The sequence below is a fragment of the Oceanobacillus sojae genome, from assembly GCF_007991515.1.
Classification (GTDB): Bacteria; Bacillota; Bacilli; order Bacillales; family Amphibacillaceae; genus Oceanobacillus; species Oceanobacillus sojae.
This window is the reverse complement of record NZ_BJYM01000007.1, coordinates 56,713-80,909: the sequence shown is the minus strand read 5'-3', so window position 1 is coordinate 80,909 and position 24,197 is coordinate 56,713. Positions and strand designations below refer to the sequence as shown.

At 36.5% G+C, this 24,197-nt stretch carries 39 protein-coding genes; 4 read left to right on the top strand and 35 right to left on the bottom strand.

Annotated features, from left to right (window positions below):
• Nucleotides 1-2 precede the first annotated feature (2 nt).
• The 26 genes from OSO01_RS09620 to OSO01_RS09520 form a co-directional block, all read right to left on the bottom strand.
• Nucleotides 3-188: a Fur-regulated basic protein FbpA gene (locus OSO01_RS09620; RefSeq protein WP_246145107.1), complete on the bottom strand. Its 186-nt coding sequence runs from the start codon at nt 186-188 to the stop codon at nt 3-5.
• Complete coding sequence (locus OSO01_RS09615) at nt 188-697, bottom strand: dUTP diphosphatase (protein WP_246145117.1); 510 nt, start codon at nt 695-697, stop codon at nt 188-190. The genes OSO01_RS09620 and OSO01_RS09615 overlap by 1 nt, the downstream gene beginning before the upstream one ends.
• A gap of 326 nt (nt 698-1,023) precedes the next feature.
• A complete protein-coding gene (locus OSO01_RS09610; protein WP_147210228.1) occupies nt 1,024-1,326 on the bottom strand; it encodes a hypothetical protein in 303 nt (100 codons plus the stop codon).
• A gap of 143 nt (nt 1,327-1,469) precedes the next feature.
• A complete protein-coding gene (locus OSO01_RS23325; protein WP_186813615.1) occupies nt 1,470-1,613 on the bottom strand; it encodes a hypothetical protein in 144 nt (47 codons plus the stop codon).
• The gene (locus OSO01_RS09605) at nt 1,613-1,972 is read right to left on the bottom strand and encodes a hypothetical protein (RefSeq protein ID WP_147210227.1); all 360 of its coding nucleotides are present in this window, start codon (nt 1,970-1,972) and stop codon (nt 1,613-1,615) included. Before OSO01_RS09605 ends, OSO01_RS23325 begins: the two co-directional genes overlap by 1 nt.
• Nucleotides 1,972-2,148 carry a hypothetical protein gene (locus OSO01_RS23320; RefSeq protein ID WP_186813614.1) on the bottom strand — a complete coding sequence of 59 codons (177 nt, stop codon included), beginning with the start codon at nt 2,146-2,148 and terminating at the stop codon, nt 1,972-1,974. The genes OSO01_RS09605 and OSO01_RS23320 overlap by 1 nt, the downstream gene beginning before the upstream one ends.
• A 6-nt stretch (nt 2,149-2,154) precedes the next feature.
• On the bottom strand, nt 2,155-2,343 hold the full coding sequence (locus OSO01_RS09600) for a hypothetical protein (RefSeq protein ID WP_147210226.1): 189 nt from the start codon (nt 2,341-2,343) through the stop codon (nt 2,155-2,157).
• A gap of 53 nt (nt 2,344-2,396) precedes the next feature.
• The gene (locus OSO01_RS09595) at nt 2,397-2,627 is read right to left on the bottom strand and encodes a hypothetical protein (protein WP_147210225.1); all 231 of its coding nucleotides are present in this window, start codon (nt 2,625-2,627) and stop codon (nt 2,397-2,399) included.
• A gap of 82 nt (nt 2,628-2,709) precedes the next feature.
• On the bottom strand, nt 2,710-3,009 hold the full coding sequence (locus tag OSO01_RS09590; protein WP_147210224.1) for a hypothetical protein: 300 nt from the start codon (nt 3,007-3,009) through the stop codon (nt 2,710-2,712).
• Between the two features lie 12 nt (nt 3,010-3,021).
• A complete protein-coding gene (locus OSO01_RS09585) occupies nt 3,022-3,294 on the bottom strand; it encodes a hypothetical protein (protein WP_147210223.1) in 273 nt (90 codons plus the stop codon).
• Nucleotides 3,294-3,452 carry a hypothetical protein gene (locus tag OSO01_RS23315; RefSeq protein WP_186813613.1) on the bottom strand — a complete coding sequence of 53 codons (159 nt, stop codon included), beginning with the start codon at nt 3,450-3,452 and terminating at the stop codon, nt 3,294-3,296. The genes OSO01_RS09585 and OSO01_RS23315 overlap by 1 nt, the downstream gene beginning before the upstream one ends.
• Complete coding sequence (locus OSO01_RS09580) at nt 3,449-3,637, bottom strand: hypothetical protein (RefSeq protein WP_147210222.1); 189 nt, start codon at nt 3,635-3,637, stop codon at nt 3,449-3,451. The genes OSO01_RS23315 and OSO01_RS09580 overlap by 4 nt, the downstream gene beginning before the upstream one ends.
• An 11-nt stretch (nt 3,638-3,648) precedes the next feature.
• Nucleotides 3,649-4,422: an ATP-binding protein gene (locus tag OSO01_RS09575; protein ID WP_147210221.1), complete on the bottom strand. Its 774-nt coding sequence runs from the start codon at nt 4,420-4,422 to the stop codon at nt 3,649-3,651.
• A gap of 9 nt (nt 4,423-4,431) precedes the next feature.
• Entirely contained in the window at nt 4,432-5,286 is an 855-nt protein-coding gene (locus OSO01_RS09570; protein WP_147210220.1) for a phage replication protein O, read from the bottom strand.
• Nucleotides 5,287-5,312: 26 nt separating this feature from the next.
• Entirely contained in the window at nt 5,313-5,807 is a 495-nt protein-coding gene (locus OSO01_RS09565; protein WP_186813612.1) for an HNH endonuclease, read from the bottom strand.
• 22 nt (nt 5,808-5,829) lie between these two features.
• Nucleotides 5,830-6,438, bottom strand: a complete 609-nt coding sequence (locus OSO01_RS09560; RefSeq protein ID WP_147210218.1) for a hypothetical protein — start codon at nt 6,436-6,438, stop codon at nt 5,830-5,832.
• 161 nt (nt 6,439-6,599) lie between these two features.
• Complete coding sequence (locus OSO01_RS09555) at nt 6,600-6,929, bottom strand: HNH endonuclease (RefSeq protein ID WP_147210217.1); 330 nt, start codon at nt 6,927-6,929, stop codon at nt 6,600-6,602.
• 24 nt (nt 6,930-6,953) lie between these two features.
• Nucleotides 6,954-7,592 carry an ERF family protein gene (locus tag OSO01_RS09550; RefSeq protein WP_147210216.1) on the bottom strand — a complete coding sequence of 213 codons (639 nt, stop codon included), beginning with the start codon at nt 7,590-7,592 and terminating at the stop codon, nt 6,954-6,956.
• Nucleotides 7,589-8,143: a host-nuclease inhibitor Gam family protein gene (locus OSO01_RS09545; RefSeq protein WP_147210215.1), complete on the bottom strand. Its 555-nt coding sequence runs from the start codon at nt 8,141-8,143 to the stop codon at nt 7,589-7,591. Before OSO01_RS09545 ends, OSO01_RS09550 begins: the two co-directional genes overlap by 4 nt.
• The gene (locus tag OSO01_RS09540; protein WP_147210214.1) at nt 8,140-8,379 is read right to left on the bottom strand and encodes a hypothetical protein; all 240 of its coding nucleotides are present in this window, start codon (nt 8,377-8,379) and stop codon (nt 8,140-8,142) included. Before OSO01_RS09540 ends, OSO01_RS09545 begins: the two co-directional genes overlap by 4 nt.
• 84 nt (nt 8,380-8,463) lie before the next feature.
• On the bottom strand, nt 8,464-8,604 hold the full coding sequence (locus tag OSO01_RS23310) for a hypothetical protein (protein ID WP_186813611.1): 141 nt from the start codon (nt 8,602-8,604) through the stop codon (nt 8,464-8,466).
• Nucleotide 8,605: 1 nt separating this feature from the next.
• Nucleotides 8,606-8,776 carry a hypothetical protein gene (locus OSO01_RS23305; protein ID WP_186813610.1) on the bottom strand — a complete coding sequence of 57 codons (171 nt, stop codon included), beginning with the start codon at nt 8,774-8,776 and terminating at the stop codon, nt 8,606-8,608.
• Nucleotides 8,777-8,874: 98 nt separating this feature from the next.
• Nucleotides 8,875-9,129: a hypothetical protein gene (locus OSO01_RS09535; protein WP_147210213.1), complete on the bottom strand. Its 255-nt coding sequence runs from the start codon at nt 9,127-9,129 to the stop codon at nt 8,875-8,877.
• A complete protein-coding gene (locus tag OSO01_RS09530) occupies nt 9,126-9,398 on the bottom strand; it encodes a helix-turn-helix domain-containing protein (RefSeq protein ID WP_147210212.1) in 273 nt (90 codons plus the stop codon). Before OSO01_RS09530 ends, OSO01_RS09535 begins: the two co-directional genes overlap by 4 nt.
• Nucleotides 9,399-9,510: 112 nt before the next feature.
• The gene (locus OSO01_RS09525; protein WP_147210211.1) at nt 9,511-9,801 is read right to left on the bottom strand and encodes a helix-turn-helix domain-containing protein; all 291 of its coding nucleotides are present in this window, start codon (nt 9,799-9,801) and stop codon (nt 9,511-9,513) included.
• Nucleotides 9,802-9,815: 14 nt separating this feature from the next.
• Nucleotides 9,816-10,616 carry a phage regulatory protein/antirepressor Ant gene (locus OSO01_RS09520; RefSeq protein WP_147210210.1) on the bottom strand — a complete coding sequence of 267 codons (801 nt, stop codon included), beginning with the start codon at nt 10,614-10,616 and terminating at the stop codon, nt 9,816-9,818.
• Nucleotides 10,617-10,686: 70 nt separating this feature from the next.
• Here OSO01_RS09520 and OSO01_RS09515 point away from each other — a divergent pair, with 70 nt between their 5' ends.
• Entirely contained in the window at nt 10,687-11,166 is a 480-nt protein-coding gene (locus OSO01_RS09515) for a hypothetical protein (RefSeq protein ID WP_147210209.1), read from the top strand.
• Between the two features lie 109 nt (nt 11,167-11,275).
• Here OSO01_RS09515 and OSO01_RS09510 read toward each other — a convergent pair whose 3' ends face one another.
• Nucleotides 11,276-11,503 (bottom strand): helix-turn-helix transcriptional regulator, encoded by a 228-nt coding sequence (locus tag OSO01_RS09510; RefSeq protein WP_147210208.1) that lies wholly within the window; start codon nt 11,501-11,503, stop codon nt 11,276-11,278.
• A 158-nt stretch (nt 11,504-11,661) separates the two neighbouring features.
• Between OSO01_RS09510 and OSO01_RS09505 the strand changes: the two genes are divergently transcribed.
• The 3 genes from OSO01_RS09505 (at nt 11,662) to OSO01_RS09495 (ending at nt 14,981) form a co-directional block, all read left to right on the top strand.
• Nucleotides 11,662-12,018, top strand: coding sequence for a helix-turn-helix domain-containing protein (locus tag OSO01_RS09505; RefSeq protein WP_147210207.1), 357 nt, complete (start codon nt 11,662-11,664; stop codon nt 12,016-12,018).
• A gap of 543 nt (nt 12,019-12,561) precedes the next feature.
• Nucleotides 12,562-13,746, top strand: coding sequence for a hypothetical protein (locus tag OSO01_RS09500; RefSeq protein ID WP_147210206.1), 1,185 nt, complete (start codon nt 12,562-12,564; stop codon nt 13,744-13,746).
• A gap of 65 nt (nt 13,747-13,811) precedes the next feature.
• Nucleotides 13,812-14,981 carry a site-specific integrase gene (locus OSO01_RS09495; protein ID WP_147210205.1) on the top strand — a complete coding sequence of 390 codons (1,170 nt, stop codon included), beginning with the start codon at nt 13,812-13,814 and terminating at the stop codon, nt 14,979-14,981.
• Between the two features lie 253 nt (nt 14,982-15,234).
• On the opposite strand, the gene OSO01_RS09490 is transcribed toward OSO01_RS09495, so the two are convergent.
• The 8 genes from OSO01_RS09490 to dhaL form a co-directional block, all read right to left on the bottom strand.
• The gene (locus tag OSO01_RS09490) at nt 15,235-15,492 is read right to left on the bottom strand and encodes an HPr family phosphocarrier protein (protein ID WP_147210204.1); all 258 of its coding nucleotides are present in this window, start codon (nt 15,490-15,492) and stop codon (nt 15,235-15,237) included.
• 126 nt (nt 15,493-15,618) lie between these two features.
• The gene (gene whiA / locus OSO01_RS09485; RefSeq protein ID WP_147210203.1) at nt 15,619-16,569 is read right to left on the bottom strand and encodes a DNA-binding protein WhiA; all 951 of its coding nucleotides are present in this window, start codon (nt 16,567-16,569) and stop codon (nt 15,619-15,621) included.
• A gap of 60 nt (nt 16,570-16,629) precedes the next feature.
• Nucleotides 16,630-17,580 (bottom strand): gluconeogenesis morphogenetic factor MgfK, encoded by a 951-nt coding sequence (mgfK, locus tag OSO01_RS09480; RefSeq protein ID WP_147210202.1) that lies wholly within the window; start codon nt 17,578-17,580, stop codon nt 16,630-16,632.
• Nucleotides 17,577-18,464: an RNase adapter RapZ gene (gene rapZ / locus OSO01_RS09475; RefSeq protein ID WP_147210201.1), complete on the bottom strand. Its 888-nt coding sequence runs from the start codon at nt 18,462-18,464 to the stop codon at nt 17,577-17,579. The genes mgfK and rapZ overlap by 4 nt, the downstream gene beginning before the upstream one ends.
• Nucleotides 18,465-19,175: 711 nt before the next feature.
• Nucleotides 19,176-20,108: a thioredoxin-disulfide reductase gene (gene trxB / locus OSO01_RS09470; protein ID WP_147210200.1), complete on the bottom strand. Its 933-nt coding sequence runs from the start codon at nt 20,106-20,108 to the stop codon at nt 19,176-19,178.
• A 128-nt stretch (nt 20,109-20,236) separates the two neighbouring features.
• Nucleotides 20,237-21,244, bottom strand: coding sequence for a tetratricopeptide repeat protein (locus OSO01_RS09465; RefSeq protein WP_147210199.1), 1,008 nt, complete (start codon nt 21,242-21,244; stop codon nt 20,237-20,239).
• A 307-nt stretch (nt 21,245-21,551) separates the two neighbouring features.
• Nucleotides 21,552-23,213, bottom strand: a complete 1,662-nt coding sequence (locus OSO01_RS09460; RefSeq protein ID WP_147210198.1) for a glycerol-3-phosphate dehydrogenase/oxidase — start codon at nt 23,211-23,213, stop codon at nt 21,552-21,554.
• Nucleotides 23,214-23,565: 352 nt separating this feature from the next.
• The gene (dhaL, locus tag OSO01_RS09455) at nt 23,566-24,174 is read right to left on the bottom strand and encodes a dihydroxyacetone kinase subunit DhaL (RefSeq protein WP_307725841.1); all 609 of its coding nucleotides are present in this window, start codon (nt 24,172-24,174) and stop codon (nt 23,566-23,568) included.
• Nucleotides 24,175-24,197 lie beyond the last annotated feature (23 nt).

The following is a 24,197-nucleotide window of genomic DNA, read 5'->3' as shown; positions in this document are numbered from 1 at the left end:
TGCTAATAGCTCGCATGTCTCGCCGCCTCGCATCTTGCCGTAATATGCTCCCATTCAAGGTCTGACAGAGTAAGACTATTTAATTGTCTTCCATCGCTAGTTTGATAGATTTCCATGCGGTGTAGCTCTTTGATAAGGTAGTGTTTTCTTTTCTGTACATCGGTTTCGCTCATGCTATACCTCCTCACTAATTAACTCCTGTCGAACCATATCCATTCACTCCACGATCTGATTCAGACAACTCGTCCACCTCTTCAAATTCCGTTGTGGCTACTGGAGCAAGTATTCCTTGTGCTATCCTATCTCCCTTTTGAATCTTGTAATGCATTCCTTTTATGCAGTTCCAAGCATGATTACTGACGTTATTTCCTGATATATCGTGATATACAGGATTTGCAAAACTGTGCATTTCTAAGTTTTCTCGAATTGTACTCGGAGTTATGTTATCCACTATCACCCCAACCTCACCACGATAATTCGAATCAATTGTGCCAAGTTGTACTCTCAATTTAGTTTTTAATGTAATGCCAGAACGTGGTCTGACCTGTATTTCAAAGCCTTCTGGAATATCAAAAGCTAATCCTGTTTTGATTAATTTAGTTTCTCCCGGTTCGATAATCACATCTTCCACAGCAACTAAATCAAATCCGGAATCACCTTGCTGTGCGTATTTAGGTATTACTGCATCTGGATGCATCTTTTTGACTTTCAATTTCCGGCCTGCCCCTTTATTTTTTACATATGCCAGCAACACACTCTCAATCTGTTCTAAAGATGGAGTTTCTTCAAATTCATCCATTTCCTCAACCTTCTTCTGCACTTGCTGCAGATATCCAAAAGATAGAGTCCATCCGTTGTTTTTATCTTTTTCGTTCGCATATATTAATGTCATCAATCTTCCTCCTTATCTAAAAATCACATAATCATAATCCCTTACTTTGCTGTGATACGTTTTAACAACCTGTATCCTATCCCCATCATGATTTATCTTGGTGGTTTCTTTGACATAGATTTTCTGCATGATTATCGCCTCTTTCTTGGAGTGATTTTCACACCGATATTCCTCAAATACTCACGAAACTCATAATAATCCATGCCTAATGCTTCACTGATTTGGTTTTTACGAACATTCGCTTCTAACAGCATTAGTATCTCTGACTGCCTCATATCTTGCCCTTTAGCTAATAGCCGATTGACTTTATCTTGGTTCATGCGTTTGTAATTCAACTTTGATTGCAACTCTTTCATTCGTTCCAGCTGTTTTCCTGATAAATTAGGTTCTTGCTGCAGCATTTCTATTTCTTGGTACATGTCCACTGCGTCCATCGTTATCACCACCATGATTGTTCTGGAGCCTGTACAACTTTTCTTTCTAATGCCTTATCAAAGCACTTCTCACATAAGCTACTGCGATTATTCCGTACTTCATTCACTTTGCAATCAATGCATTTTTCCATGTAGATTCCCTCCTAATTAATCGGCTGCGGCACCGAGTTATTCCCTGTAACAGCCTCATATTCCGCCACTACATCTTCATCCGTCATCATCGCTACCATGTGTACTGGATAATCCGCATTTAACAACCATTGCCTCAGTTCTTTGTAGATGTGCATTAGGATTCTCCTTTCAATTCCTTCCTTGCTCTTTCTCCTTTGTCAAAGTCCATTTCAGAAGGAAGATAATCGAAGAAATTCTCATTATCATAGGGACGTACGTAATTCTTTTCATCCGCATAAAACTCCAAAGCCTCTTTGTAGTGCTGGTTTTCCTTCACCAATTTTTCAACCCGACTTTGTGTTAATTCTTTTTGTTGGAAATGATTATCTGCTAAGAATTTATTTTTCTCTTCCAACTCCTCCACATAGTCCATCACTATATCAACGACATTTTCACCAAATCGATTTGTTCTTCCGTTTAAAAATTTATTCAATTTTACATAGTCTTCAATATTCTTCTTCAACCGTTCATCCATCACTGCACCTCCTCTAAATAAACTGTTTCACCGTCTTCCAAAGCACCTTCTTCAATCAATCTATTAATTAGTTCCTGTTTGGTAATTTCAGAACTAATACCTGCAAAATTACCGTTTTCCGTTTCTTCTAATACAGTCACAATTAATGATTTTTTGTCTCCTTCGATTGTTATCATCACGATTCACCTCATCAAATAATGCTTGTAATATTTAACGAATTTCACGACTGTTTGTAATTCCTTAAAGCTGAAACTACTTAAAGCTTCTTTTGCTCCGGATTCAGCAACGCCGTTATTTCTTAATTCCTCATAAAGAACAACTTCCTCATCTAAATAACAGGAATCGTCAAGCTCTTTTCTGAATTCCATCATGATTCACTCCTTTGAATAATCCCTCAAACATTTATGAAGTTAGATTATTTATTCTAATCAGTACTTTCTTTCATCTTTTGGTTGTTCTCGATCCAAACAGCATCCACAGCCTCATCCCTCTGTATCTGCATCTTGTAATACTCTAGCTGTAATTCAGCGTTTATCTGCTGCAATTCGGTGTTTTCTTCTCGTATAACCTTGTTCACATTCGCGAAATGAATTACCGCTGTAATTGCTGTAATCGTTAAAATTGCTAACCCAGTATTCCATATACTTTGTTTCACGCTATCCCTCCAATCAAAATAAGCCATTTCTGAGACGTTTTAACATCTTTGTATATATTTAGTCTCAACTCTATTAATCTTTTTAAATAAGGTATCTCTCGTTGCTAATTTCGCTATATCCATCCGGCAGAAAAGCTAAAGGTCTTGTAATCTTCTCTTGGTATGCTAATTCGATCAATGCAAGTAAGATTTCTTTTTTCGTCCGCCGTTCTAGTTCTGCAATTTCAGGGACTGTCATTCCGTAATTGTGTAAATCAGCAATTTCTCTTAGTTGACCTGGCAAAAAAGCCAATTCATCATTTTCAAAAATGAAGTCGTTATGCTCGGATAGCGGAATCAATGGAATCGCTTTGCCGGAAGTTTTGAACTTAACTACTCCCATTGGTTGCACCTCCTAAAATTCACTAGTTGCAAATATATCCGGTGAATCACAATATTTATTGATTAAGTTCTGAATTGTATCCCTTTCTGAAGTTTTCCCATCATGGTAATAGGTCATTGTTTCATCTGGATCCATTTCCCTTGCATAATCACTTGGGTTGCAAAATTCAAAAGCGATATCCAGTCCTGTTACACTTTCGAAAATCCCGATTGCTTGCTTTTTGCTTTCAGCAGCAACCCAAGTTTTCACGTCATCACCTTCACCAAACACATACATTTTCAGCATCACGCATACCTCCTAAGATATTCTTGCGTCTCCTGTACTCCTGGCACTGCCTTATCCCCAACTGCACTATGATTGTCACGCAGCCAGTCCGCCCATTTTGTTACCGTCTGCTCGTCCGTATCGTTTGGGTCAAATATCATTACTGATTTCATGTTCATAGTAATTCACCTATCATTGCTAATTTTCTTTTGATATCTTCATAGGGTTCTTTTACTCGGAAGTATTCTTCTGAACCAAAAGAGATAACAACTCCATTCTTTCCGTTTGTGATATCTGAAACTTGCGTAGTATTAACCAAAACCTTTGTGCCTGTTTCGCCGCCTAAAGTCAATTCAATAAACATGCTCATTCCTCCTAAAAGTCTTTTCTTCTGTAATCTCTGCCGTTCATTTTGATAACGTCCGTGTTTTCCATCATCCTCGAAAAGTTACGCTCGTTAATCTGTGCCCGCAGCTCCTTGCTACCTAAATTGGTTGTATATATCGTCGATTTACCAGAACGATCATCCAGTACCTCAAATAGCTTTGTATTCGCCCATTCGGTATGATGCTCTGCTCCGATATCATCTAGCACCAATAAATCCACTCGCTTAATCATCTGCAGCAATTCATCCTCAGTGACTCCGTTACCGCTGTAAGTCTCTTTTATTTTGGTTAGTAGTTTTGGTAATGACAGGAACAAACACTCTTTTCCTTGCTCCATGAGCTTTTTAGTAATAGCAACGGAGATATGACTCTTTCCTGTCCCGTAGCTACCAGTAAGCAATAGATTCTTTTTACCGTCGTAGTCAGCTATATAATCAATCACTTGTTGCTTAGCTTGTTTTAAGTCCTCATTGGTAGGCTCATAGTTCTCAATGGTTGCTGTCTGTAGGTTTTCGTTAATCAATGAGTAGTAATCAAAAAACTTTTTCATTTTATCCTTACGTAGTTGATTCCTTTGCTTTATTGCTTGTTTAGCAAGCTTGATATCTTCGCATTTGCATCCATAGTTAGCTATGATTTCCTCGCCAGCCCTTGGACCTTGAGGAATCTGTAACCTGGTTTGTTTAACATCCTCACCGCAGCCCTCACACTTAAATTCAGCAATAACCTCAGATATCGGTTTTTTGAGTTTAATAGATTCCATAGCGGCCTCCTAAAATCCGTAATTGTAACCATCGTCCTCGGCTTCTTTTTTGTTAAATTGAACAACATTCGACTTAGGTTTTTGATCTTCTTTCATTTCCAGCGACAACCTATTGAATTGTTTTCTTAATTTACCAGCAGAAAGGATATTCATATGCCAGAAATGATTCTGTTGACTCCATAGAATTAAATCCTGTATTTCCTTCCCGCTCTTTTTATCTATCTCCATCATTTTTCTGAAAGTATCAGCCCATGATTCCAAATTAGGTTTGTTTGCATTCGGATTGTTTTCTTTAATTTTCTTGAATAACAACTCAGCTAATTTCAAATGATGGGTTTCAAATTTTAATTTGGAACGTAACTCTTTATTCTTCTTTACATTCTTATCATTCTTTACATTCTTGTTATTATTGTTCCCTTCTCGTTCCCTTCGTAGTTCTTTCGTTGTTACCTTCGTATGACTTTCACTGTTACCTTCATAATTTTTTGGGTCTTGATAAACGTTGTAATTACAGACTTCAACGACCATTCCATGTGTTACCTTCGTAGTTACTATCATAGGACCTTCATTGTTACCTTCGTGGTTCCCTTCATAGGGATTTCGTAGCCAGTCTATAATTCCAAAAATCTGCTTTTTAGTAGGTTTCTCAATCCTAAAACCAACCTTGTAACTGCAAGCTTCTATGATTTCTGGGATACTTATAAAAACTTGTCCGCGTTTCAAATTCTTATATGCGCTGTGCTGTGTTTTGGAAAGGATGTAGATCCAAACTTTTAAATACAAAGGTGGCTTATCCCATATTTCACTTTCAATGACCTTCCTAGACAATAAGATGTAACCTCCCGGTATTTTCGGTTTGTTCATCTAATCACCCTCTCCTTGTTTTTTACTCATTTTTTCTTGCTGTGTACTTTCTTGTGGCAATCAGTGCATAAAGTAAGGCCGTTTGATACTGTGTACCTTAAATCCTCATATTCAGCGAATGGCTTTATATGATGAGCGTTCAAATCGCCGCCCACTTGGTGACAATGCTGGCAAGTGTATTCGTCTCTTTCGAAAACATTGACCCTCCATTGTCTATACTCTTTAGTTTTTCTTAAATCACTGTTAGTTAACTCCCAGGGTGGTTTCTTGCTTGTCCAGACAATAATTTCTCCATCTCTCACTGCTGCTTGAGCATTAGCTGCACCGAAACCTGAACAACTAAGAAATTCCTTGCCATCTATATTTCCGACTATAAAGCTGCAGTTCCAACAATAATCTTCTTCATCTATCCAAGTTCTTGGCCAGGCTTCTTCTATTTCCTCGCCGCATCTATCGCATTTGTATATCTTGTAATTCACGTATATATCTCCGTTAGGTATCTGGATTGTTTTGAGATGCAAGACAATCTCCCCTCCATTTAAATTACTTATCTAATCTATCTTCTGCTTTGACTATTAAACGTATTTCATCAGAGGAACAAAAAACTGTCGCATCATCGTTGATATGATAAATCATCCATGTTCCACTATTGGTTTTTCCGTTAATAATTCCATAATCTTGATAATCGACCTCTACTAAATCGTTCTGTTTGTATTCATCTTCTATTCTGCCAATTCCGTTCCAAAACCGACGTTTCTTTTCTTGCTGGATTTCTTCTGGTGTGGCGTGCCTGACGATACCGTAACCATTAAGATATTGAGGGAAGTTACGGCTCGTATTTACATCAACTCTTACAAATTCACTCTCTACTGAAGTAATTTTTGCAGTGTATTTGAAATTTCCATTTTCATAGAATACCGTAATCCAATCCCCAACCTTATATTGAGGGATAACCTCGTAGCCTGCATATAGAGCTTTTGCTGCTACCGCTATATCAATTTTGTTAAGTGAGAATAAATCGTTGTGAAAATTTACATAATCTCTTGATATATCTCTGATTAATCTATCTTTATCATCTTTGTAATCACCAGTTTTGTTTAATGCATATTCAATTGCATTAGCCTGCTCCTGCGTCAATTTAATCTTTTCCATCCAATCACTCCTATCTTGGTATCTCACATATAGCAAATCTGCCTTTTACTTCTAAAACGGTATATCCCGGGTAACGTTTCATGTATTGCTTAATTAGTTGTCTTTGTTGATTTTTGTCCTGCCCCTGCTCGAATATCCAAGCAGGCAGCAGGACGTTTGATTTATTGTGCATAATAAGTTTCCAACTCTAATTTCTTTTGCATCCGCCACTCTCTGCCTGCTCTGGTGTAGTCAGCGAAATTATGGCAAGTACCCGTGTTTACAGATGGTCCGCAAAGTAAAACTAGATTGGCAGGATCACTGCCGGAACCACCCTGCGAAGCTTGTACTAAATGACTGATTTCAAAGGCATATGCTCTCGTTCTGCCACATCGCTCACATTTGCCTTCGCTTCTTCTTAAAACCTCGTCACGTGCTTTATTTGTAATCCTTGTGACGTCCTTTTGCTTAGGTACTCTTCTTTTATGCTTAGGTTTCGGAACAGCCGGCATCTAATTCTCCTTTCAAAAGGGAGACTAAGCCCCTTTTTTGCTTTCTAATCTTCCGCAAATCTCGTCATACTCTTGTTTAGTTAATTGAGCAATATCCTGTTTTTGATATTTTTTTGCTATTACTTGTTTAACGTCATCAGCTGTTACTCCGGCTTGATTAGCAATCGCATATAGTCGTTTCACTTGTTTGTCCGATATAGCTTTATTAGATTGGGTTTTATTTCCTTGGTTTTGGTATTGATGTTGGTTATTACGATCGTTTTGTTGTTGATATTCGTCTGTATCAGCATCTTTCGTATCATCAATAAGATATAAACCATTAAGTGCATATTTCCTTGCGTATGAGGATGCTGTGCCTGTTATTTGCGAATGGTCCATCCCTTTTTTTGTTTCTGATTCTCTGGCATAGGCGGTAACTACATGATTGTCTTTTCCGTCCGTGATAGTTGCAGTAGCTTTAATATAGTGCCATTCACCAACTAGTAACGGCTCATCTGTCAATGTGAGCAATAACCCTTTTTCAGCATTAAATGGCTTTACAGCTTCCAGAATGTCCTCTGCTGACCTGTAATTGTAGTTCCCGAATTTATTGAATTGCCCTTTTGGAGCTTTTAACTCTTTTTGTACATGAATTAATTTTTGTACAAGACTTTCCTCGCTCATTTTTTATTCACCTCCACCTTAAATTCATCTTCAAGGTGTTCTACTGTTACGCCGTCTATCACTTCGCCGGTGTCTGGATCAATAAGCTTGTCCTCATTGATGACAAATTCTTTTTTTATATCTGATATACTTGGCTCTTCTTTTACTCTGATTAAGTCCGTACGTTCATTGTTTTTGAGGTATTCGACAATAGCCTTATCATCGTAATTAAGTTTTGGCTGCTTTTTCACAAACTTAATGCGGCCATTTGGTAGTTTTTGAGATTTAAACTTTGGATCTTCTTCTCGTTTTTTAATAGCGTAGTAAGCAAGCAATCCTTGGAAATAATCAATATCTCGTTGTGCTTTCTCTTTTTCAGATTGATACCAAGCTTCTATTTTTTCTTGTTCATCTGCTGCTAATGCACTAGCTTCTTCTTGCTTCTGCTGAGCTTGTTTGATTTTCCTTAACGCCCAGTTGGCTTTTTCATCTGTATCTACAACAAACGTTTCACGTTCTGTTTGTTCTTGTTCCTCTAAATACTGGTTTAAACTAGACTGTAGTTCGTTCATATGGCACTCTCCTTCACATAATGAGATTCAATAAAAGTGTCTACTTCTTGATGCATTCTGTTTAATTCATCTTCTGGTTTACCTAAACTCCATTTTTTTAAAGAACCATAAGTGATTATTTTTACATCACCATAATCATTGATTGAATAAATACAGATAGTTCCTTTAGAACCGTTACAATCAAAAGTTAAGCCGTTATAAAAACACTTGTGGAATAAGTCAGTTAGTTGTTTCATTGCTTTTCCCTCCTAAATGCCGTATAATAGGCACATAAATAGTTTTCTTAAGAACTTTTAAAGCGCCTTTGCCGAGGTGCTTTTTTATTTTGCATTTTTATATCTCTCTTCAATTTCCTTCATCCACTTAATCGGGTCCCAGTACTCGCCGGGCTTGTCCTTCAATTGCTTTTCTGGAATTGGATATCCAGTGCGTAGAGTTCTTTCGATAGCTGGATGGTCCATATTATTTCACCCCTAATTTTTTAATTATCAATGGCTCTGGATAAGTTACATGACCTTTTGTTGATTCCAAAGGTTGTGACGGATATTCCTCATTTAAAATTCTCAAACAGTAATCTCTAGTTCCTCTGATATATTCTTTATTTGTGTCTAATCCAATTACTTTAACCAACATCCAAAACACCTCCTATACGTTAACCATCATGTAATACAAAAACGTCATTGCTCCGATATAAGCTAATACATAAAACCATCTGACGAATTTTTCACTTCTCATATCCGGGACCTCTTAAATTCGGCATGAGAACGCTCAATTCTATAAATAATTTCTTTAAAAAATGGGGCATGTTTTTTGATTGCTTTTCTCTCCTGATCAAGTCTTCTTAGCGCATCAATTGATCTCTGAGCACCTTCTTCATGTCTTGCAAAAGCTTCCCAGTCTCCGTTTTTGATTGCTTTAACGCCCAGCTTGTGGCATTCAGTTAAACAATCGAGTTCATGTTTGAATTTTTCGTTAACGCCAATCATATAAATCCTCCTAATCTGATAAATCCTGTAATCATTTGTGTTAGTGGTGTTACTTGTGCAGCGATATCAAATGCTGCATACAATGCCATCCAAGCCTCTGGATTATCTGTTATCTTGCACCAGCGCAATACATCATGAAATTTGAGTGCGATTTTTCCAGATTCCATACGGGAGATAGTGCTTTTGGAAGCAAGCATGTGCTCCCCCATCTTCTCCTGTGAAAAACCGGCTCTTTCACGCATTGTTTTTAATGCTCCAGCTACGTCCAATGATGTCACCTCCTTTCGTGTTGCAGAATGTGCAACTTACGTTTCTGAAGGCGGTCTGACTTGGTAGTTTTATAGAGTTATAATGTAATTACCGACAACCCTCAGTTGGTTTCTAGTTTGCTTGTTTTGCATTAGCTTGTTGGTCTATCCATGTCATAAGACCGTTATAAGGGATACGAATCTTATATCCATCTTTAACGACAGGAAGGCCATTGTGTTCGGACTGTCTGCACAATTCATAAGTGGCAGTCCTTCCAATCCTTAAAATTTCTGCTGTTTCTTCAACGGTTAGAAATTTAGGTTGCGCTTTATAACCATGAGACTGGAGCATTTTTTCAATGTCTTGTAAATGCTTTTCGTTCTCTTCACGGATGATTTGACGAATGGATTCTTCCATGGACATTTAGATAACCTCCTTTATGACTTAACGCCATCTAATTTGTTTTTGCTATTCAATCTAATTTCCATTAATGGCAGAACACCTTGTTCTTTCAGAGATTCATAGATAAACAATCTGCCTTTTTGAGTCCATTTAGTATGCATTTTGACTGACCTTCTACCGTCAGTGTGAGTAATGTCAACGGTGTTTGATTTGGTGTAACCATTACCTTTGTGTTTTGAGTAAAGAAGCCACTGACCGCCCATTTTGTACTGAATACCTATTTGATTTAATAATTTGTTCATTTCTTGACCTGTCATCCCGTAATCTTCTGCTATTTGGGATACAGTAACGGAATCAGTTGATTTTAAAATTTCATCCAGATAAGTGATTTTGGGTTCATATTCTGAAACCCTTTGCTCTAACACGAGATTCTTTGTTTCGAGTTCTTTTTTCTCTTTTTGTTCTGTAATCCAAATTTCAGCTCGTTTAATCGGATCATCAATCATGTAAGATGGTTTATTCAATTCTTTCAACTGCTGCTCCATTTGGTTAAAAGCTTTCATATAATTCATTTTGAATTGCATTGCTTTTTTTCCGGTGAATCCCATAACCAGCAAAGTGAATCCGTCACGGTTCATAAGGTATTGTCGATATTGTTGTTTATTTTGTTCATGAGTATAGGTTGTCTGGAAAAATAGGTCTGCCCAATTTTCGGCAACCCCCTTTATTGCATCAATTGCTTCCAAAACGTGCCTGTGCTGTTTGTCAAAATCTCTTGCAATATTTCTTGAGCTTGTTACTACTTGGTCATTTGATTTAAAAACTAATTGATTCATTTTGGTTCCTCCTATATATTCCAATTTCATTACTAAGCTTGATATAATAATGAAAAAGGAGTGAATTTAATTGAAATCTTTCTTTATCGAACATTGGGTATTTCTTATAGCTACTATCGTTTCTATTTTCTCGATTTATTACTCTAATTATTTAGGTAGAAAAGCAAACTTCTCAGAGTACAAACTGAATTTAGAAAAAGATAGATACAATAATTTTTACCTGCCAATCATTAAACATTTGTATTCATTTGACTCAGAACATTTAAAGTTTAATGTCACAACACTAGGTAACCTAACTGGTGATCTAAATTATTTAGAAAAACATATACGAAGTAATTTTGAATATATATCTCCCGAAGTTGCTTTACTTTACACAAAATACCAGCCATTAGCAGGTCGATTATTCATTAACAATGAACTTGAACTAGTGGATGAAGTAGATGCTCTTTTTAAGAAAATAATTCGACAAGTGCTAATAGAAGCATCAGAACTATCAGAAACGCTAGAAGTACCGAACCTAGCACAACAACTTTTAAAAAACCTTTACTGAACAAACGCTTTTTCTCTAGGCGGTCACTAACGTATATCATTGTAAAACCGCCAATTAAACTAATGAGTGCAGTAATTAAATATTTAATCCCAATCAATCAATGCACCTCCTATACGATTTGTTTATTCTTCGATTCGTATATTTTATAGTTAAAAAAATTTTCTATTGGTTCTTGTAAAGTGATTGCTATCTTTTGTAATGTTTCTGCAGATAATTTCGTTCTTCCTTTTTCATAGGAATTATAAGTCTGAATTGTAACACCCAACTCTTTTGCTACGTGCGTTTGAGTAATACCTTTTGATTCTCTTATTGCTCTTACATTTTTATGAATTTGCATATTAACACCTCCCTAACTAAATATACGATTCGAAGAACTTGACTTTATTATACATATACGAATTGAAGAAATCAATAGTTTTTTTAAACTTTTTGAAGAAATTATTTATTCGAACTGAATAGTAAGCTAAAATTGCCGTATGGATGGAGGGTTTATAGATGATTGGAAAAAGGTTGCGTACTCTAAGACAAAGGGCGGGTTTGTCTCAATTGGAATTGGCAAAAAAATTAAACATGCCAAATCAAAATGTTTCTAATTACGAAAGAGAATTTAGACAACCAGATTATGAGACGTTATTAAAATTTGCTGATTTTTTCGAAGTTACCACTGATTATATATTAGGAAGAAGTAACGATCCTCTTTTCACTAAATTAGAAGATTCTAGAGGAGATACAAGATTAGAAAAAATTATAAAAATGATAGAAGATATTCCAGAGGAAAAACAAGAAATCCTATGGATTAAATTAGAAGCGTTTGTTGAAGGTATGTCTACTGCTGATAAGAAAGAGGATTAACAGCTTTTCAGCTGCTTTACCTCTTTCACAAAATTTTGTATTTCTTTTTCTGATGCATTTTTAAGGAATTCTATTAATAGATCAATTTTACACTCATCCACCTTCCCCAACCCCTTTTATTCAGAACAAAAAGACGAACTCCTGTTCTTGTTATATTAATTTTTATTGTATCACAATAGAAATAGTTTTTGGGGGCGTTTTTAAAATTCGTGTAAAGTTACGACAAAATTCGACAAAACAAGTCAACAAAGTATAGTACCATTAGGGCAAATACACACCTTTTTGATTGTTATTCTCTTTTTGCATCTAAAATAAGCATAAAATATGTAATACCCGTTTCTACTTTTATAATCTACTATTTTGTCAAATTCGCAATTCGTTCGTACTGTTCGAAAATAACAATTTGCAATTTCTATAAGTTTATCTAAGTTGTCCATACATATAATGGTATGTAGTAGCAAATATTTTTTGTACCGGTAATTTATGGTAGTGTACAGCAATGCTGTTTTATATAGATAAAAACATAATTGAGGGGTCGATTATTTGAAGAAATTTTTGATACTGTTTGTTGGTATGATGCTGTTTCTTGTTGCTTGTAATGATAGTTCTGCTTCTGAAGAGAAGAATAACAATCTACCTGAAGAAGAAAACAGTGATTCCGATTCAGAAGTAGTTAAATCTGAATCAAAAAGCGAGAAGTCAACTATTGATACAAATAAAAAGTTAGGTTTGAAAACAGAGGATATTTTTAAAACTGAATTATTTGAAGGAAAAGAGGCTACTTTGCAAAGCTTTGAATATGAAGATATGAAAATTGATATTATAGATAGTGATTATTCCACATTTAGAATGTTTATTTACTATCTTAATGATGCAGAATACGCTTCTGGTATAGTTTTACGAAACAACGGAAATAACAGAGATTTAGAGAAAGAAACCTTTGATTTTTTCTATAATAACCTACCTGAGAATATTACAGATAATTCAAGACAATTTAAAAGTGCGAAAAACGATTATTATCTCGTAGGGGTAATTTTTAATAATGAGGTAGATATTGATAATCCCCCAGTAGAGATATCACAAATAGTTCAATCAGACTTCTTTTTAGATGAAGAAAATGTTGATTTTTATAAACAAGCTTCTAAAAAGGCTGAGTATAAAGAAATATATGAAAGAGTAAATTCTTATATAGAAGAAAATGACGTTAATGACAATGACTCAGCTTACGAAATTAAAAATATTATTGATCCTGTTAAAGATTTAATGGATAAAGTTGAGGTTCATTATGATGATTTTGACGACGTATCCACTATATATTATCAGGGATTGAATGATGTAAGTAACGATAAACATATTGTTCCTTTCATCACTACTGAGGATAATACAATGACTTTTCTGGTTGGTTTTGAAAAAGAAGACTGGTTATTTGCAGACAATGTTGTTTTTAATATTGATGGCGAAAAAGAGTCGATAGGAACTTTTAATTTCGATACAGATATTCTTAATGGAAGTTTAATTAGAGAAGAAGATACTATAACGAATATCGATGAAGAATTAATAGAAAAGATAATTGATGCTGAAGAAGTAAAAATGCGGTTTGAAGGAGATAAAGGTGAAATTGATTATACCTTAACTGAAAATGATATCCAAGCTATCCAAACCATAAAATCTTTTAAAGGGATTAAAAATGATTTATCTAATTTATTGTTTAGATTCGAGAACAAATAAGGTGTACAAAGTACGCCTTCTCTTTCAACTAAAAATAGAACATACATTCCTTCAGGAGGGATAAAATGAGAGGTCATATCATTAAACGAGGCAATAAGTATTCTATCGTGGTTGATATAGGCAGAGATCATAACAATAAAAGAAAACAGAAATGGTTTTCTGGATATGAGCGAAAAAAAGATGCTGAGGATGATTTACCTAATGTTATTAGCAAACTAAAAAAAGGGTATACTGACCCGGCGAATATGACGATGGAAGAATATTTTAACCAGTGGTTAGATAGAAAAAAGAGCACTGTTGCTCCAGGAACTTATGAACATTATGAATCATATATGCGCAAGCATATTATTCCAGGATTAGGACGATGGAAAATAAGTAAATTGGAGAGTTACCACATTGAATCATTTATAGATGAAGTAAATGATAAAGAACTGTCTCAACGGAGTAAAAAACATATTTATCGGATATTATCCAGTGCTCTTTTAAAAGGGAAGAAATACGGAATAAAAGAGGGTATAATGGAAGATATAGAAGCTCCTAAAGTGGACAAGCAAGAAATAGAGTATTGGTCAGAAGATGAAGTGATAGACTTTATGAGCAACCTAAAAAGCAAGAATCATGCGATGCCAATATTATTATCGCTTGCCACCGGAATGCGTAGAGGTGAAGTTTTAGGATTAAAATGGAATAAAGTTGACTTTGCCAACAATACTATTTCCGTTACGCATCAATTAAAAAAAGATGATGAAGGGAAATGGGAATTATCATCTCAACTAAAAACTTCTACCAGCTATCGAACCATTGAAATTGATGATGATACTATAGAAATATTGAAAGAACATAAACGACAACAATTAAAGGATAGAATGATTTGTGGTGAGGATTACCAAAATCTTGATTTAGTGTGCGCTACGTCAACCGGAGGTTATATCCGGCCGACGTATTTGAGAACTGTATTTAAACGAACATTAGAAAAAAGCGATGTGAAAAAGATTAGTTTTCATGGTTTACGGCACACACACGCCACCTTACTTTTGAAGTCTGGCGTGCATCCTAAAGTTGTACAAGAACGTTTAGGGCATCGGTCCATCCAAACGACTTTAGATACTTATTCACATGTTATCCCCGGTATTCAAAAAATCGCTGCAACAAGTATACAAAAGTCGTTATATGGAAATGCTGATAAAGGGAAATCCGCAAACTCAATTGCAAACGCATCAGCTAACAAAAGGTGAACTTACTGAGATAAACTAACATGTTTATATGATGTGAAATACCGACTAACACATGTTGAATATAAGTGAAATTGATTTTGTTGGTTTCCGGTACCAGGTTTGCCGGGGGTTCGAATCCCTCTGGGCGCGCTACTAGAAAAATGAAATGCATGATAACTCCCTCTTAAGTTTGAGTAAAGATTACCCGCCCTTAAGAGGGAGTTTTTAAATAGGCATAGATTTGCTATTTATTATAAACTTAACATTAGCTCAATCATACTTTCTCGCGAACAAGGCTTGTTAAATATTCCATTGCCTCTTCTTCGTCTTCACCTTCGATAATAAGCTTAATTTCTTCCCCTTTTGTCAAAGCTAAGCTCATCAGTCCCATAATGCTTTTCGCATTCACTTTTTTATCATCATTCTCTAAAAATATGTGTGAATCAAATCGATTGGCCTCTTGTACAAAATAGGCAGCTGGTCTTGCCTGCAATCCTGAATCTAATTCAATCTTCACCGTTTTCTCAATCAACAAACCCACTCTCCTGTCTTAAGTAAACGCCTCCATTTTTTGCAATGCAGAGAAAGCTCTGCATTTATTTTTTGGCGATGTTCCATGATATTTATTGCATTATATCATATTCTCCGGATGCTAGCATTAATTACCAAGCTGCAGCTCTCCACGTTTAATTTTTTCTGCGAATTCATCAATCTTCTTCAATCGATGATTCACGCCTGATTTAGAAATTGTCCCGCTGGAAACGAGTTCTCCCAATTCCTTTAATGAAACTTCTTCATACTGAACCCGCAGCTTAGCCATCTCTTGCAATTTCTCAGGTAATTGTTCCAGTCCGACTGTTCGTTCAATCAATTTAATATTTTCAATTTGACGGAATGCTGCACCAATGGTCTTATTTAAGTTCGCAGTTTCACAATTTACTAACCTGTTCACAGAGTTCCGCATATCACGGACAATACGGACATCTTCAAATTTTAATAATGCCTGATGTGCTCCAATAATACTTAAAAAAGCAGTAATCCTTTCTGCTTCCTTCATATATACGATATGTCCATTTTTACGTTCCAGTGTTCTTGCGTGCAAATCGTATCCATTCAATAATGTTTTTAACGCTTCTGCATGTTCTTCATAATAATTGAAAATCTCTAAATGATAAGAAGATGTTTCCGGATTATTCATCGAACCGCCGGCCAGAAATGCTCCACGTAAATATGATTTGCGGCAGCACTCTTTATCTAAGTATTTCTCTGAAATAGTCCGGATAATTTGATATTGATTTTCGATTAAATCCAAATCCTTTAATAAAGACTGGACACCGTTTTTCATACGGACAATATAAACATTATTTTTTTTCAGCTTCATTTTTTTACGGACAAGCAGTTCTACCGGTAATGTATAATTTTGCTTAATTAATGTGTAAATACGCCTTGCAATTGCTGCATTCTCCGTCTGCACATCTAGTGCATAACCTTGCTTTGATATAGAAATAACGCCATTCATTCGAACTAATGCAGCTAACTCAGCAAACTGGCAGCAGGAATCCGATTGAATCGCGGTTAGTTCTTTCTTAATATCTGATGCGAAGGACATAGTATCACACTCCTTCCCTTTTCAAACGCATATAAAGCAAAACTTCATTCCATGATAAAATTATAAAAATTTATAAAGCATCTCAGCAATTTTATCATTATTATGGCGAAGTGTTCCATCTTTATGCTTTACAACAATATTTCCTGCAACTACCTGAACATTCATGGCTTTTAAGCGGTCAATATCCGCTTCTACCGGAAATGCTCTCTCTTCTTTATAAATTTCCTGTGTTTCTGCATCTATTGGCTGGTTATGAACAATAACATAATCAACACAAGCATCACCAACATGGTCGTGAATAGCCTGAACATGATCTGCCGCAGAATAACCTGTTGTTTCTCCATATTGCGTCATGATATTACAAACATAGACTTTCTTTGCTTTCGCGTTGTGTAATGCTTCCTTCACTTCTGGAACAATTAGATTCGGCATGATGGAAGTATACAGGCTCCCTGGAGATATAACAATCAGATCTGCTTTTTCAATGGATTCAACGGCATTAGGTAATGGATGCAGCGGCTGCGGCTCTAAAAAAATACGTTTAATCCGTTTTCCCGACAGAGGGATATTTGATTCACCATGAATAACTTCTCCGTCTTCCATAATTGCATGCAAAGACATATTATCATTTGAAATCGGATATATCTTTCCTTTTACATTTAGAACCCGGGAAATTTCTTTTATCCCCTGATTAAAATTACCGGTCATCGATGTCATGGCAGCTAATAATAAGTTCCCTAATGAATGGCCAGTCAATCCATTCCCTTGTTGAAACCGATGCTGAAAGAGCTCTAAAAGCATAGGTTCTGCATCAGATAAAGCAGCAATAACGTTTCGGATATCTCCCGGTGCAGGTATTTCCATTTCTGAACGGATTCTTCCTGTACTTCCTCCATCATCCGCTACAGTCACAACTGCGGTAAGCTCCACCGGTAAATCCTTCAATCCACGCAGTAAAACCGGCATTCCTGTTCCTCCGCCAATAGCCGTTATTTTGGGAACATTGCTCATGATGATTTAGCCTTTCTCTTCTCAATATCCCGATGACTGACATGTGTAATATAATCATCATTGAATTGTTTGGAGAAATACTCAGCTAAAGCTACGGAACGATGCTGTCCGCCAGTGCAGCCAATGGCAATGACTAATTGTGATTTGCCTTCTTTTTTATATTGCGGAAACATAAAACGGAATAAATCATTTAATTTATCTGTAAACAGCTGTGTATCTGTCCATTTAAATACATATGAAGAGACTTCCTGATTTAATCCTGTTAAAGGCTGAAGCGCAGACACATAATGTGGATTCGGCAAAAAGCGTACATCAAAAACTAAATCCGCATCAATTGGAATTCCATATTTAAATCCAAAAGATACGAAATGAACCGAAAACACTTCCTGCTTTTCTTCCTTATATAATTGAAGAATCTTTTCGCGTAAATCTCTTGGCTTAAGATTTGATGTATCGATAATTCTTTGAGAACGTCCGCGCAATTCATCAATAATGATTCTCTCCTGATGAATCCCGTTTAAAGGAAGCCCGCCAACAGCTAATGGATGAGAGCGTCTTGTCTCTTTATATCTCGTAACCAAAGTTTCATCAGCTGCATCTAAAAATAGAATATGGCTTTGAATCCACGGTGTATGGCTAATTGCATCCAGTGCCTTGTATAAGGAATCAAAAAATTCTCTCCCCCGTAAATCCATGACAAGGGCCACTTTCTGAATTGTATTAGAAGCATCCTTCATTAATTCTAAAAATTTTGGAAGAAGTGCAGGAGGTAAATTATCTACACAATAATACCCTAAGTCCTCAAAGCTTTGTACCGCAACTGTTTTTCCAGCTCCTGACATTCCAGTAATAATAACGAGCTTTGTTTCTTTTTCTTGATTCATTGAACTCTCCCCTTTCAAACCTCTTCCGACGCCACTTATATTTCTGGCGGGCAGTCGAATCCCCAACCCCGGTTTCCGGGCCCTAAGATCTTAACCGGCCAGTTCTTGCGCTATACTTATTGTATCTTACTTCATTATATTAGAAAACCTGACATTCGCCAAGAATTCGGTTAAGTTAGCGACGCCCTGTCTCAGGCACCGAACTGACATACGTCCTGTATGCCCCACAGGAAAAAAGTGCTCTTCTTTTTTCATCCAAGGGCATAAGTGCGGCTTTAGCTCTGTCTGCGCCTGTCGGCTTGCCAATCACTAAGTCTTCTTTATCGAGGAGATGAGCTCGGGGCCCACGGAAAGCGTAGTGTATTTCTGAGGTTGCGGTTACTCATCCCATGAAAGCCGTTGGAGCGGCTATTCTTCAACATTCTTATATACTTTCTTATTCTTAAAAAAAGCTGCCTTTATTTTAATCCAAAAAAATGGACAGGTGAGTCACCTGTCCCAAAACTAATCTATCTATTAAAAGGGGGTCAATTAGTTAACCCTATCTTAACCTTTCATTGTTTCATGCGTGTTACAACAAGGTTAAGAACCAGTTACCGGAGATTAATTTTTTTATACAAATTATACCTTAAGATTGATAACCCCTATAGATTCGACAATTTCCAATAACTTTAGAATTACTTATCACCTAAAATCCGACAATTATCTTGATTAATCTTCTAATGTCTCTACATATTTAATGGCTGTTTCAGCTGCGATACTTCCATCACCAGTAGCGGTAACAATTTGTCTAAGATCTTTTGCACGGATATCTCCAGCTGCAAAAATTCCTGGAATTTTTGTTTCCATGTTTTCAGATGTAGGAATATATCCTTCTTCATCTGTAATTCCTAACTCTGTAAATGGATCGTTTAAAGGCAGCATACCGATATAAACAAATACACCGTTTGTCTCAAAATCATACACTTCATTCGTTTTATTATTTTTTAATGTGATACTGCTGACTTTTCCCTCTGTACCATTAATTTTTTCAGGCACTGTATCCCAAATAAATTCAATTTTATTATTATCAAAAGCACGATCCTGAAGAATACGCTGTGCGCGCAATTCATCACGGCGGTGAACAATGGTTACTTTACTTGCAAATCTTGTTAAATATACGCCTTCTTCCACAGCAGAGTCCCCGCCGCCGACAACAACAAGTTCTTTTTCTTTAAAGAAAGCACCATCACAAACCGCACAATAAGATACACCGCGTCCTCCAAGCTCTTCTTCTCCCGGGATGCCAAGCTTTTTATATTGCGCTCCTGTTGCAATAATTAAAGCTTTGGTATGATACTCTTTCTTTCCTGCATGAATAGTTTTATAATTGCCATGATCTTCAATGGATTTAATATCACCGTATGCATATTCCGCACCAAATTTTTTAGCATGATCGAACATTTTATTCGATAAATCCGGCCCTAAAATATGATCAAATCCAGGATAGTTTTCCACATCTTCTGTATTTGCCATTTGACCGCCCGGAATTCCACGTTCCAGCATCAATGTATCTAAATTTGCCCGGGAAGCATACACTGCAGCAGTCATACCTGCTGGTCCAGCTCCGGCAATAATCACATCATATATTTTTTCTTCGGACATTCAATACCGCCCCTTTATCTTTATAATATTCTTATTCCAACGTATAGTGTAATGAAATTAAGATATAACGTCTATCTTTTTGCTCATATTAGTAATTCCTGTACAGCGACAGGATATCGAACCCTTTTTTAATCTTTAAAAGCCCAGGGCCCTTCCTCCTTTGACAGCTTAGGGTGCCGCCTCAAACCCTCTTCCCATAATCGCAATGCTTTACTGGGATATCCTGAATGATAAGCTGTAACACTATACCACTTATAATAAGATGCTCTTCTTTTAGCTTGCTCTCCAGAAACATTTTGATACCGTTCATATGCTAAAGAATAATTTTCTGTTTTTGCAAAGACTTCTGCAATCCGCAGCTTTTGCTCCTCATGAATTGGATAGATATTATCTATGATCTGGATATGCTCAAGGTAATCAGAATCTCCTGTCTCATAATAAAACAACGCTAAATTTAAATGACTTTGCAAATTATTCGGGTAATCCTCCAGCATATCCTCTTCAATATGCATAGCCTCTTCTTTTTTTCCAGTATAGAATAGTGCCTGCGCATAGTCATGAACAGCTAACTTCTGTTCTGGAAAATTTTCCATTATCTCTTCAATAAAAGGAATCGCTTTTTCCCAGTCATTATTTTCTATATGGTAAAAGGCTGTCTCCTGTAAAATAATCAGTTCGTCCTCATCCTCCAGAGAAAAGATTTCTTCCTCGTCTTCATCGCCAATTTCTATATAATCAAGAAGCTGGGCAGCATCATCACTAAAATCTCCCTCTGGCTTTTTATCTAAATACATTTGTGCATATTTTTTAGCATCTTGCAGCAATCCAAGATGCGCATAGTTATTTGCAGCTAAATAGTAGCAATCAACATATTCTCCAGTCTTCAAAACCTCTGTCAGCAGCTGATTTGCTTTATGATAAGCACCTGTTTCAGTATAAATGATGGATAACTGGCATTTATATAGAGGGAAATAGGGTTTGTCTTCTATTGCTTTCTGTATCCATTTAATCGCAATATCAAATTTCCTTTTTTTAAATGCCTCTACGCCCTTTGTATAGTAAAAGTCGCCTTCAGGGATGAATGGGGTTACGTTATTTGTTTTTCCTTTTGTTTTATTTCTTTTTCCTTTTAACATGGATCTCCCCCGTTCTTAAAGACAAGTCGAGAAAAGTATACCATAGAATATAGCAGATTCCCATATTTGTCATGTTAAATAGCGAAACTTTTACTTCCGTTTACCGCTCTTTTCAAAGGTCTGTATTTGATAGCCTGAGCAGCAGGCTCTGTGTTGTCCAAAGTTATTTTTAATGTTTAATATAACATGAACAATACTCATAATTTTAGCGGGCAGAACCGACTTATTTCATATTATATAATTCCGTCTAAAGCCGAAAAAATAAGACCCATGGCAGAGCATGCATCTTATTTTTATTATTACGTTCTTATTTATCTGGATGTGTTGTTTCGTACAATAATTGTTCCAATTCTTTTCTATATGCTGCTGCTTCCTCTTTTGTCCAGCCGAGTTCTTTTTCCATGAACGGAAGTACCGTATCCATATGTGTTTCTACCCATGGACGGTTAAAGAATAATGCACCTGAACGGCGGATAAAGAAGTCAACTGCTTTATAAGCCATTTCTTCATTGATTGCATATAGTACCTGAGCAAATACTGCCGGTTCAATATTTTCATTTTTAGCAGCTTCTTTATTTTCTGTATAAAGTGTGAAGACTTTTTCTACATTTGCACCATACCGCTGTGTCAGTTCTGCTGCTTCTTTCTCTGTTAAACCAAGGCTCACACCTTCTTTAACCTTTTCTGCTTTGAAGTTCTTGAAGCCTTTTGATCCGCCAACTTCTCCTCCGGAAATTGGCAAATGCTTTGTTTGGCTGTCTGTATATAAAATGCCTTCTTCTTCTTTTAATTGTTTCGCTACCATATTAACAACGTGTTCCCCCATTTTACGGTAGCCTGTTAATTTTCCTCCTGCCATGGAAAGTAACCCAGAATCAGATTGGAAAATTTCATCCTTACGGGAGATTTCGCTTGGGCTGCTTGCACCTTCTTCAGCAATTAAAGGACGTATTCCAGCCCAGCTGGATTCTACTTTGTCTGCATCAATTCCGACAGAAGGGAACATATAGTTAATCGCGTCTAAGATATAATCGCGGTCTGCCTCTGTCATTGTTGGATGAGCAATATTCCCTTTATAGTCAGTGTCTGTTGTACCTACATAAGTTTTACCATCACGAGGAATAGCAAAAACCATACGTCCGTCCGGTGTATCGAAGTACACTGCCTGTTTAAGTGGGAATACAGATTCGTCAAATACTAGATGGACACCTTTTGTTAAATGAAGTGTTTTTCCTTTTTTGGATCCATCTAATTCACGGACATCATCTACCCATGGACCACCGGCATTAATAATTTTTTTCGCATAGATTTTATGCTTTTCTTTGCTGATTTGATTTTCTGCCACAACGCCTACTACTTTTCCATCTTCATAGATGAATTCCACTGCTTTTGTATAGTTGACTGCTTTGACACCATTTTCAACAGCTTTTTTAAGCACTTCAATAGTTAATCGTGCATCATCTGTTTTATATTCTACATAATATCCGCCGCCGCGAAGCTCGTCTTTTTTTACAAGCGGTTCACGGTCTAATACCTCAGCTGGTTTTAACATTTCACGGCGTTCTGATTTTTTAACGCCTGCCAAAAAGTCATATACACGCAAACCGATATTAGATGTAAACGGTCCTAAATTACTTCCTTTATGAAATGGTAAAAGCATCCACTCTGGTGTGGTAACATGTGGACCATTTTCATAAACGACAGCACGTTCTTTCCCTACCTCTGCAACCATTTTTACTTCAAATTGCTGCAAGTAGCGCAGGCCGCCATGCACTAATTTTGTTGAACGGCTTGAGGTACCCGCTGCAAAATCCTGCATTTCAATAAGTCCTGTTCGCAGTCCTCTTGTAGCAGCATCTAATGAAATTCCGGAACCGGTAATACCTCCCCCAATAACTAATAAATCCAGTTGCTCTTTTTCCAGTGATTCTAATACTTCTTTACGTCTTTTTCCTGAAAATTCACTCATAAACTCCACCCCTAAAATTATCTATAGTTTCTTTTTCCCTATTTAAAGACGGCTATTCATCCAAAAGTATAAGAAAAACCAATTCATTCTTGTACAGCTTTTCTTTTTATTGCCAATCACAATCTGAATACTTCAGATAAATTAAAAAAGACCACAAGAATACTGATATAATAATACCAGCCTTCCCGCGGTCTCTCCATAGCTTCTCCGTCCGTTTTATTAACTTAAATTCATACTAACATATATTATACATACTGTATAGCCTTTTGCTTTTATCCGGACTTTTTCACTTTCAGGAATCTGATATGCTGGTATAAAAATAACTGGAAATATGGCTTAAAAGTTCTGTGCGTTATGCTAAAACTTCTGCCAGCGATTTGAATATATAGTAGCTGGAAGCAGATCCTGGATCAATATGACCGACAGACTTTTCCTTCAAATATGACGCTCTTCCTTTTGTTGCTTTCATCGGCTTTGTAGATTCCATAGCTTCTTCTACTGTCTTTTCTAAATCTGCTGCATCGATTTCACTCTGTTCATTCCACCAGGAAACAACTGGCACCCAAACATCTACCATCGTTTTTTCTCCAGTGGTTGATTTCCCCCGTTGCTGAATACCTTGTGCTGCGGCATCCAGTCCTGCTGCAATATCACCCTTGTCTACAGTATCCTTCCCTTTCACTGCCATCGACAATTTCAGAAAAGCAGTACCATATAATGGACCTGAAGCTCCTCCTACTTTCGACATTAATGTCATTGCAACATCCTTAAAAACCGTGGCAACATCATCATATGAGGATTGCTCAAGTTTTTTTACAACCTCCTGAAAGCCTCTTGACATATTAATACCATGATCACTGTCTCCAATTGCCTGATCAAGCTCTGTTAAATACGCTTTATTCTCCTGCATATATTCATTTGCTTTTACCATCCAGTCTTGAGCTGATTGTATTGTTAACACGTTAAAAACCTCCTCCTGACATT

Coding starts and splice junctions, on each gene's coding strand:
- mgfK (WP_147210202.1), bottom strand. CDS start 17,580: ATGAGCAATGTTCCCAAAATAACGGCTATTGGCGGAGGAACAGGAATG.
- OSO01_RS23305 (WP_186813610.1), bottom strand. CDS start 8,776: ATGTTGGTTAAAGTAATTGGATTAGACACAAATAAAGAATATATCAGA.
- OSO01_RS23325 (WP_186813615.1), bottom strand. CDS start 1,613: ATGCACATCTACAAAGAACTGAGGCAATGGTTGTTAAATGCGGATTAT.
- OSO01_RS09535 (WP_147210213.1), bottom strand. CDS start 9,129: ATGATTGGCGTTAACGAAAAATTCAAACATGAACTCGATTGTTTAACT.
- OSO01_RS09555 (WP_147210217.1), bottom strand. CDS start 6,929: ATGCCGGCTGTTCCGAAACCTAAGCATAAAAGAAGAGTACCTAAGCAA.
- OSO01_RS09575 (WP_147210221.1), bottom strand. CDS start 4,422: ATGGAATCTATTAAACTCAAAAAACCGATATCTGAGGTTATTGCTGAA.
- OSO01_RS23320 (WP_186813614.1), bottom strand. CDS start 2,148: ATGATAACAATCGAAGGAGACAAAAAATCATTAATTGTGACTGTATTA.
- whiA (WP_147210203.1), bottom strand. CDS start 16,569: ATGTCCTTCGCATCAGATATTAAGAAAGAACTAACCGCGATTCAATCG.
- OSO01_RS09610 (WP_147210228.1), bottom strand. CDS start 1,326: ATGGACGCAGTGGACATGTACCAAGAAATAGAAATGCTGCAGCAAGAA.
- OSO01_RS23310 (WP_186813611.1), bottom strand. CDS start 8,604: ATGGACCATCCAGCTATCGAAAGAACTCTACGCACTGGATATCCAATT.
- rapZ (WP_147210201.1), bottom strand. CDS start 18,464: ATGAATCAAGAAAAAGAAACAAAGCTCGTTATTATTACTGGAATGTCA.
- OSO01_RS09570 (WP_147210220.1), bottom strand. CDS start 5,286: ATGAACAAACCGAAAATACCGGGAGGTTACATCTTATTGTCTAGGAAG.
- OSO01_RS09585 (WP_147210223.1), bottom strand. CDS start 3,294: ATGCTGAAAATGTATGTGTTTGGTGAAGGTGATGACGTGAAAACTTGG.
- OSO01_RS09460 (WP_147210198.1), bottom strand. CDS start 23,213: ATGAGTGAATTTTCAGGAAAAAGACGTAAAGAAGTATTAGAATCACTG.
- OSO01_RS09545 (WP_147210215.1), bottom strand. CDS start 8,143: ATGAACGAACTACAGTCTAGTTTAAACCAGTATTTAGAGGAACAAGAA.
- OSO01_RS09605 (WP_147210227.1), bottom strand. CDS start 1,972: ATGGATGAACGGTTGAAGAAGAATATTGAAGACTATGTAAAATTGAAT.
- OSO01_RS09615 (WP_246145117.1), bottom strand. CDS start 697: ATGCATCCAGATGCAGTAATACCTAAATACGCACAGCAAGGTGATTCC.
- OSO01_RS09495 (WP_147210205.1), top strand. CDS start 13,812: ATGAGAGGTCATATCATTAAACGAGGCAATAAGTATTCTATCGTGGTT.
- OSO01_RS09540 (WP_147210214.1), bottom strand. CDS start 8,379: ATGAAACAACTAACTGACTTATTCCACAAGTGTTTTTATAACGGCTTA.
- trxB (WP_147210200.1), bottom strand. CDS start 20,108: ATGTCCGAAGAAAAAATATATGATGTGATTATTGCCGGAGCTGGACCA.
- OSO01_RS09465 (WP_147210199.1), bottom strand. CDS start 21,244: ATGTTAAAAGGAAAAAGAAATAAAACAAAAGGAAAAACAAATAACGTA.
- OSO01_RS09560 (WP_147210218.1), bottom strand. CDS start 6,438: ATGGAAAAGATTAAATTGACGCAGGAGCAGGCTAATGCAATTGAATAT.
- OSO01_RS23315 (WP_186813613.1), bottom strand. CDS start 3,452: ATGAACATGAAATCAGTAATGATATTTGACCCAAACGATACGGACGAG.
- OSO01_RS09505 (WP_147210207.1), top strand. CDS start 11,662: ATGATTGGAAAAAGGTTGCGTACTCTAAGACAAAGGGCGGGTTTGTCT.
- OSO01_RS09520 (WP_147210210.1), bottom strand. CDS start 10,616: ATGAATCAATTAGTTTTTAAATCAAATGACCAAGTAGTAACAAGCTCA.
- OSO01_RS09580 (WP_147210222.1), bottom strand. CDS start 3,637: ATGTTTATTGAATTGACTTTAGGCGGCGAAACAGGCACAAAGGTTTTG.
- OSO01_RS09550 (WP_147210216.1), bottom strand. CDS start 7,592: ATGAGCGAGGAAAGTCTTGTACAAAAATTAATTCATGTACAAAAAGAG.
- OSO01_RS09525 (WP_147210211.1), bottom strand. CDS start 9,801: ATGTCCATGGAAGAATCCATTCGTCAAATCATCCGTGAAGAGAACGAA.
- OSO01_RS09600 (WP_147210226.1), bottom strand. CDS start 2,343: ATGATGGAATTCAGAAAAGAGCTTGACGATTCCTGTTATTTAGATGAG.
- OSO01_RS09590 (WP_147210224.1), bottom strand. CDS start 3,009: ATGGGAGTAGTTAAGTTCAAAACTTCCGGCAAAGCGATTCCATTGATT.
- OSO01_RS09510 (WP_147210208.1), bottom strand. CDS start 11,503: ATGCAAATTCATAAAAATGTAAGAGCAATAAGAGAATCAAAAGGTATT.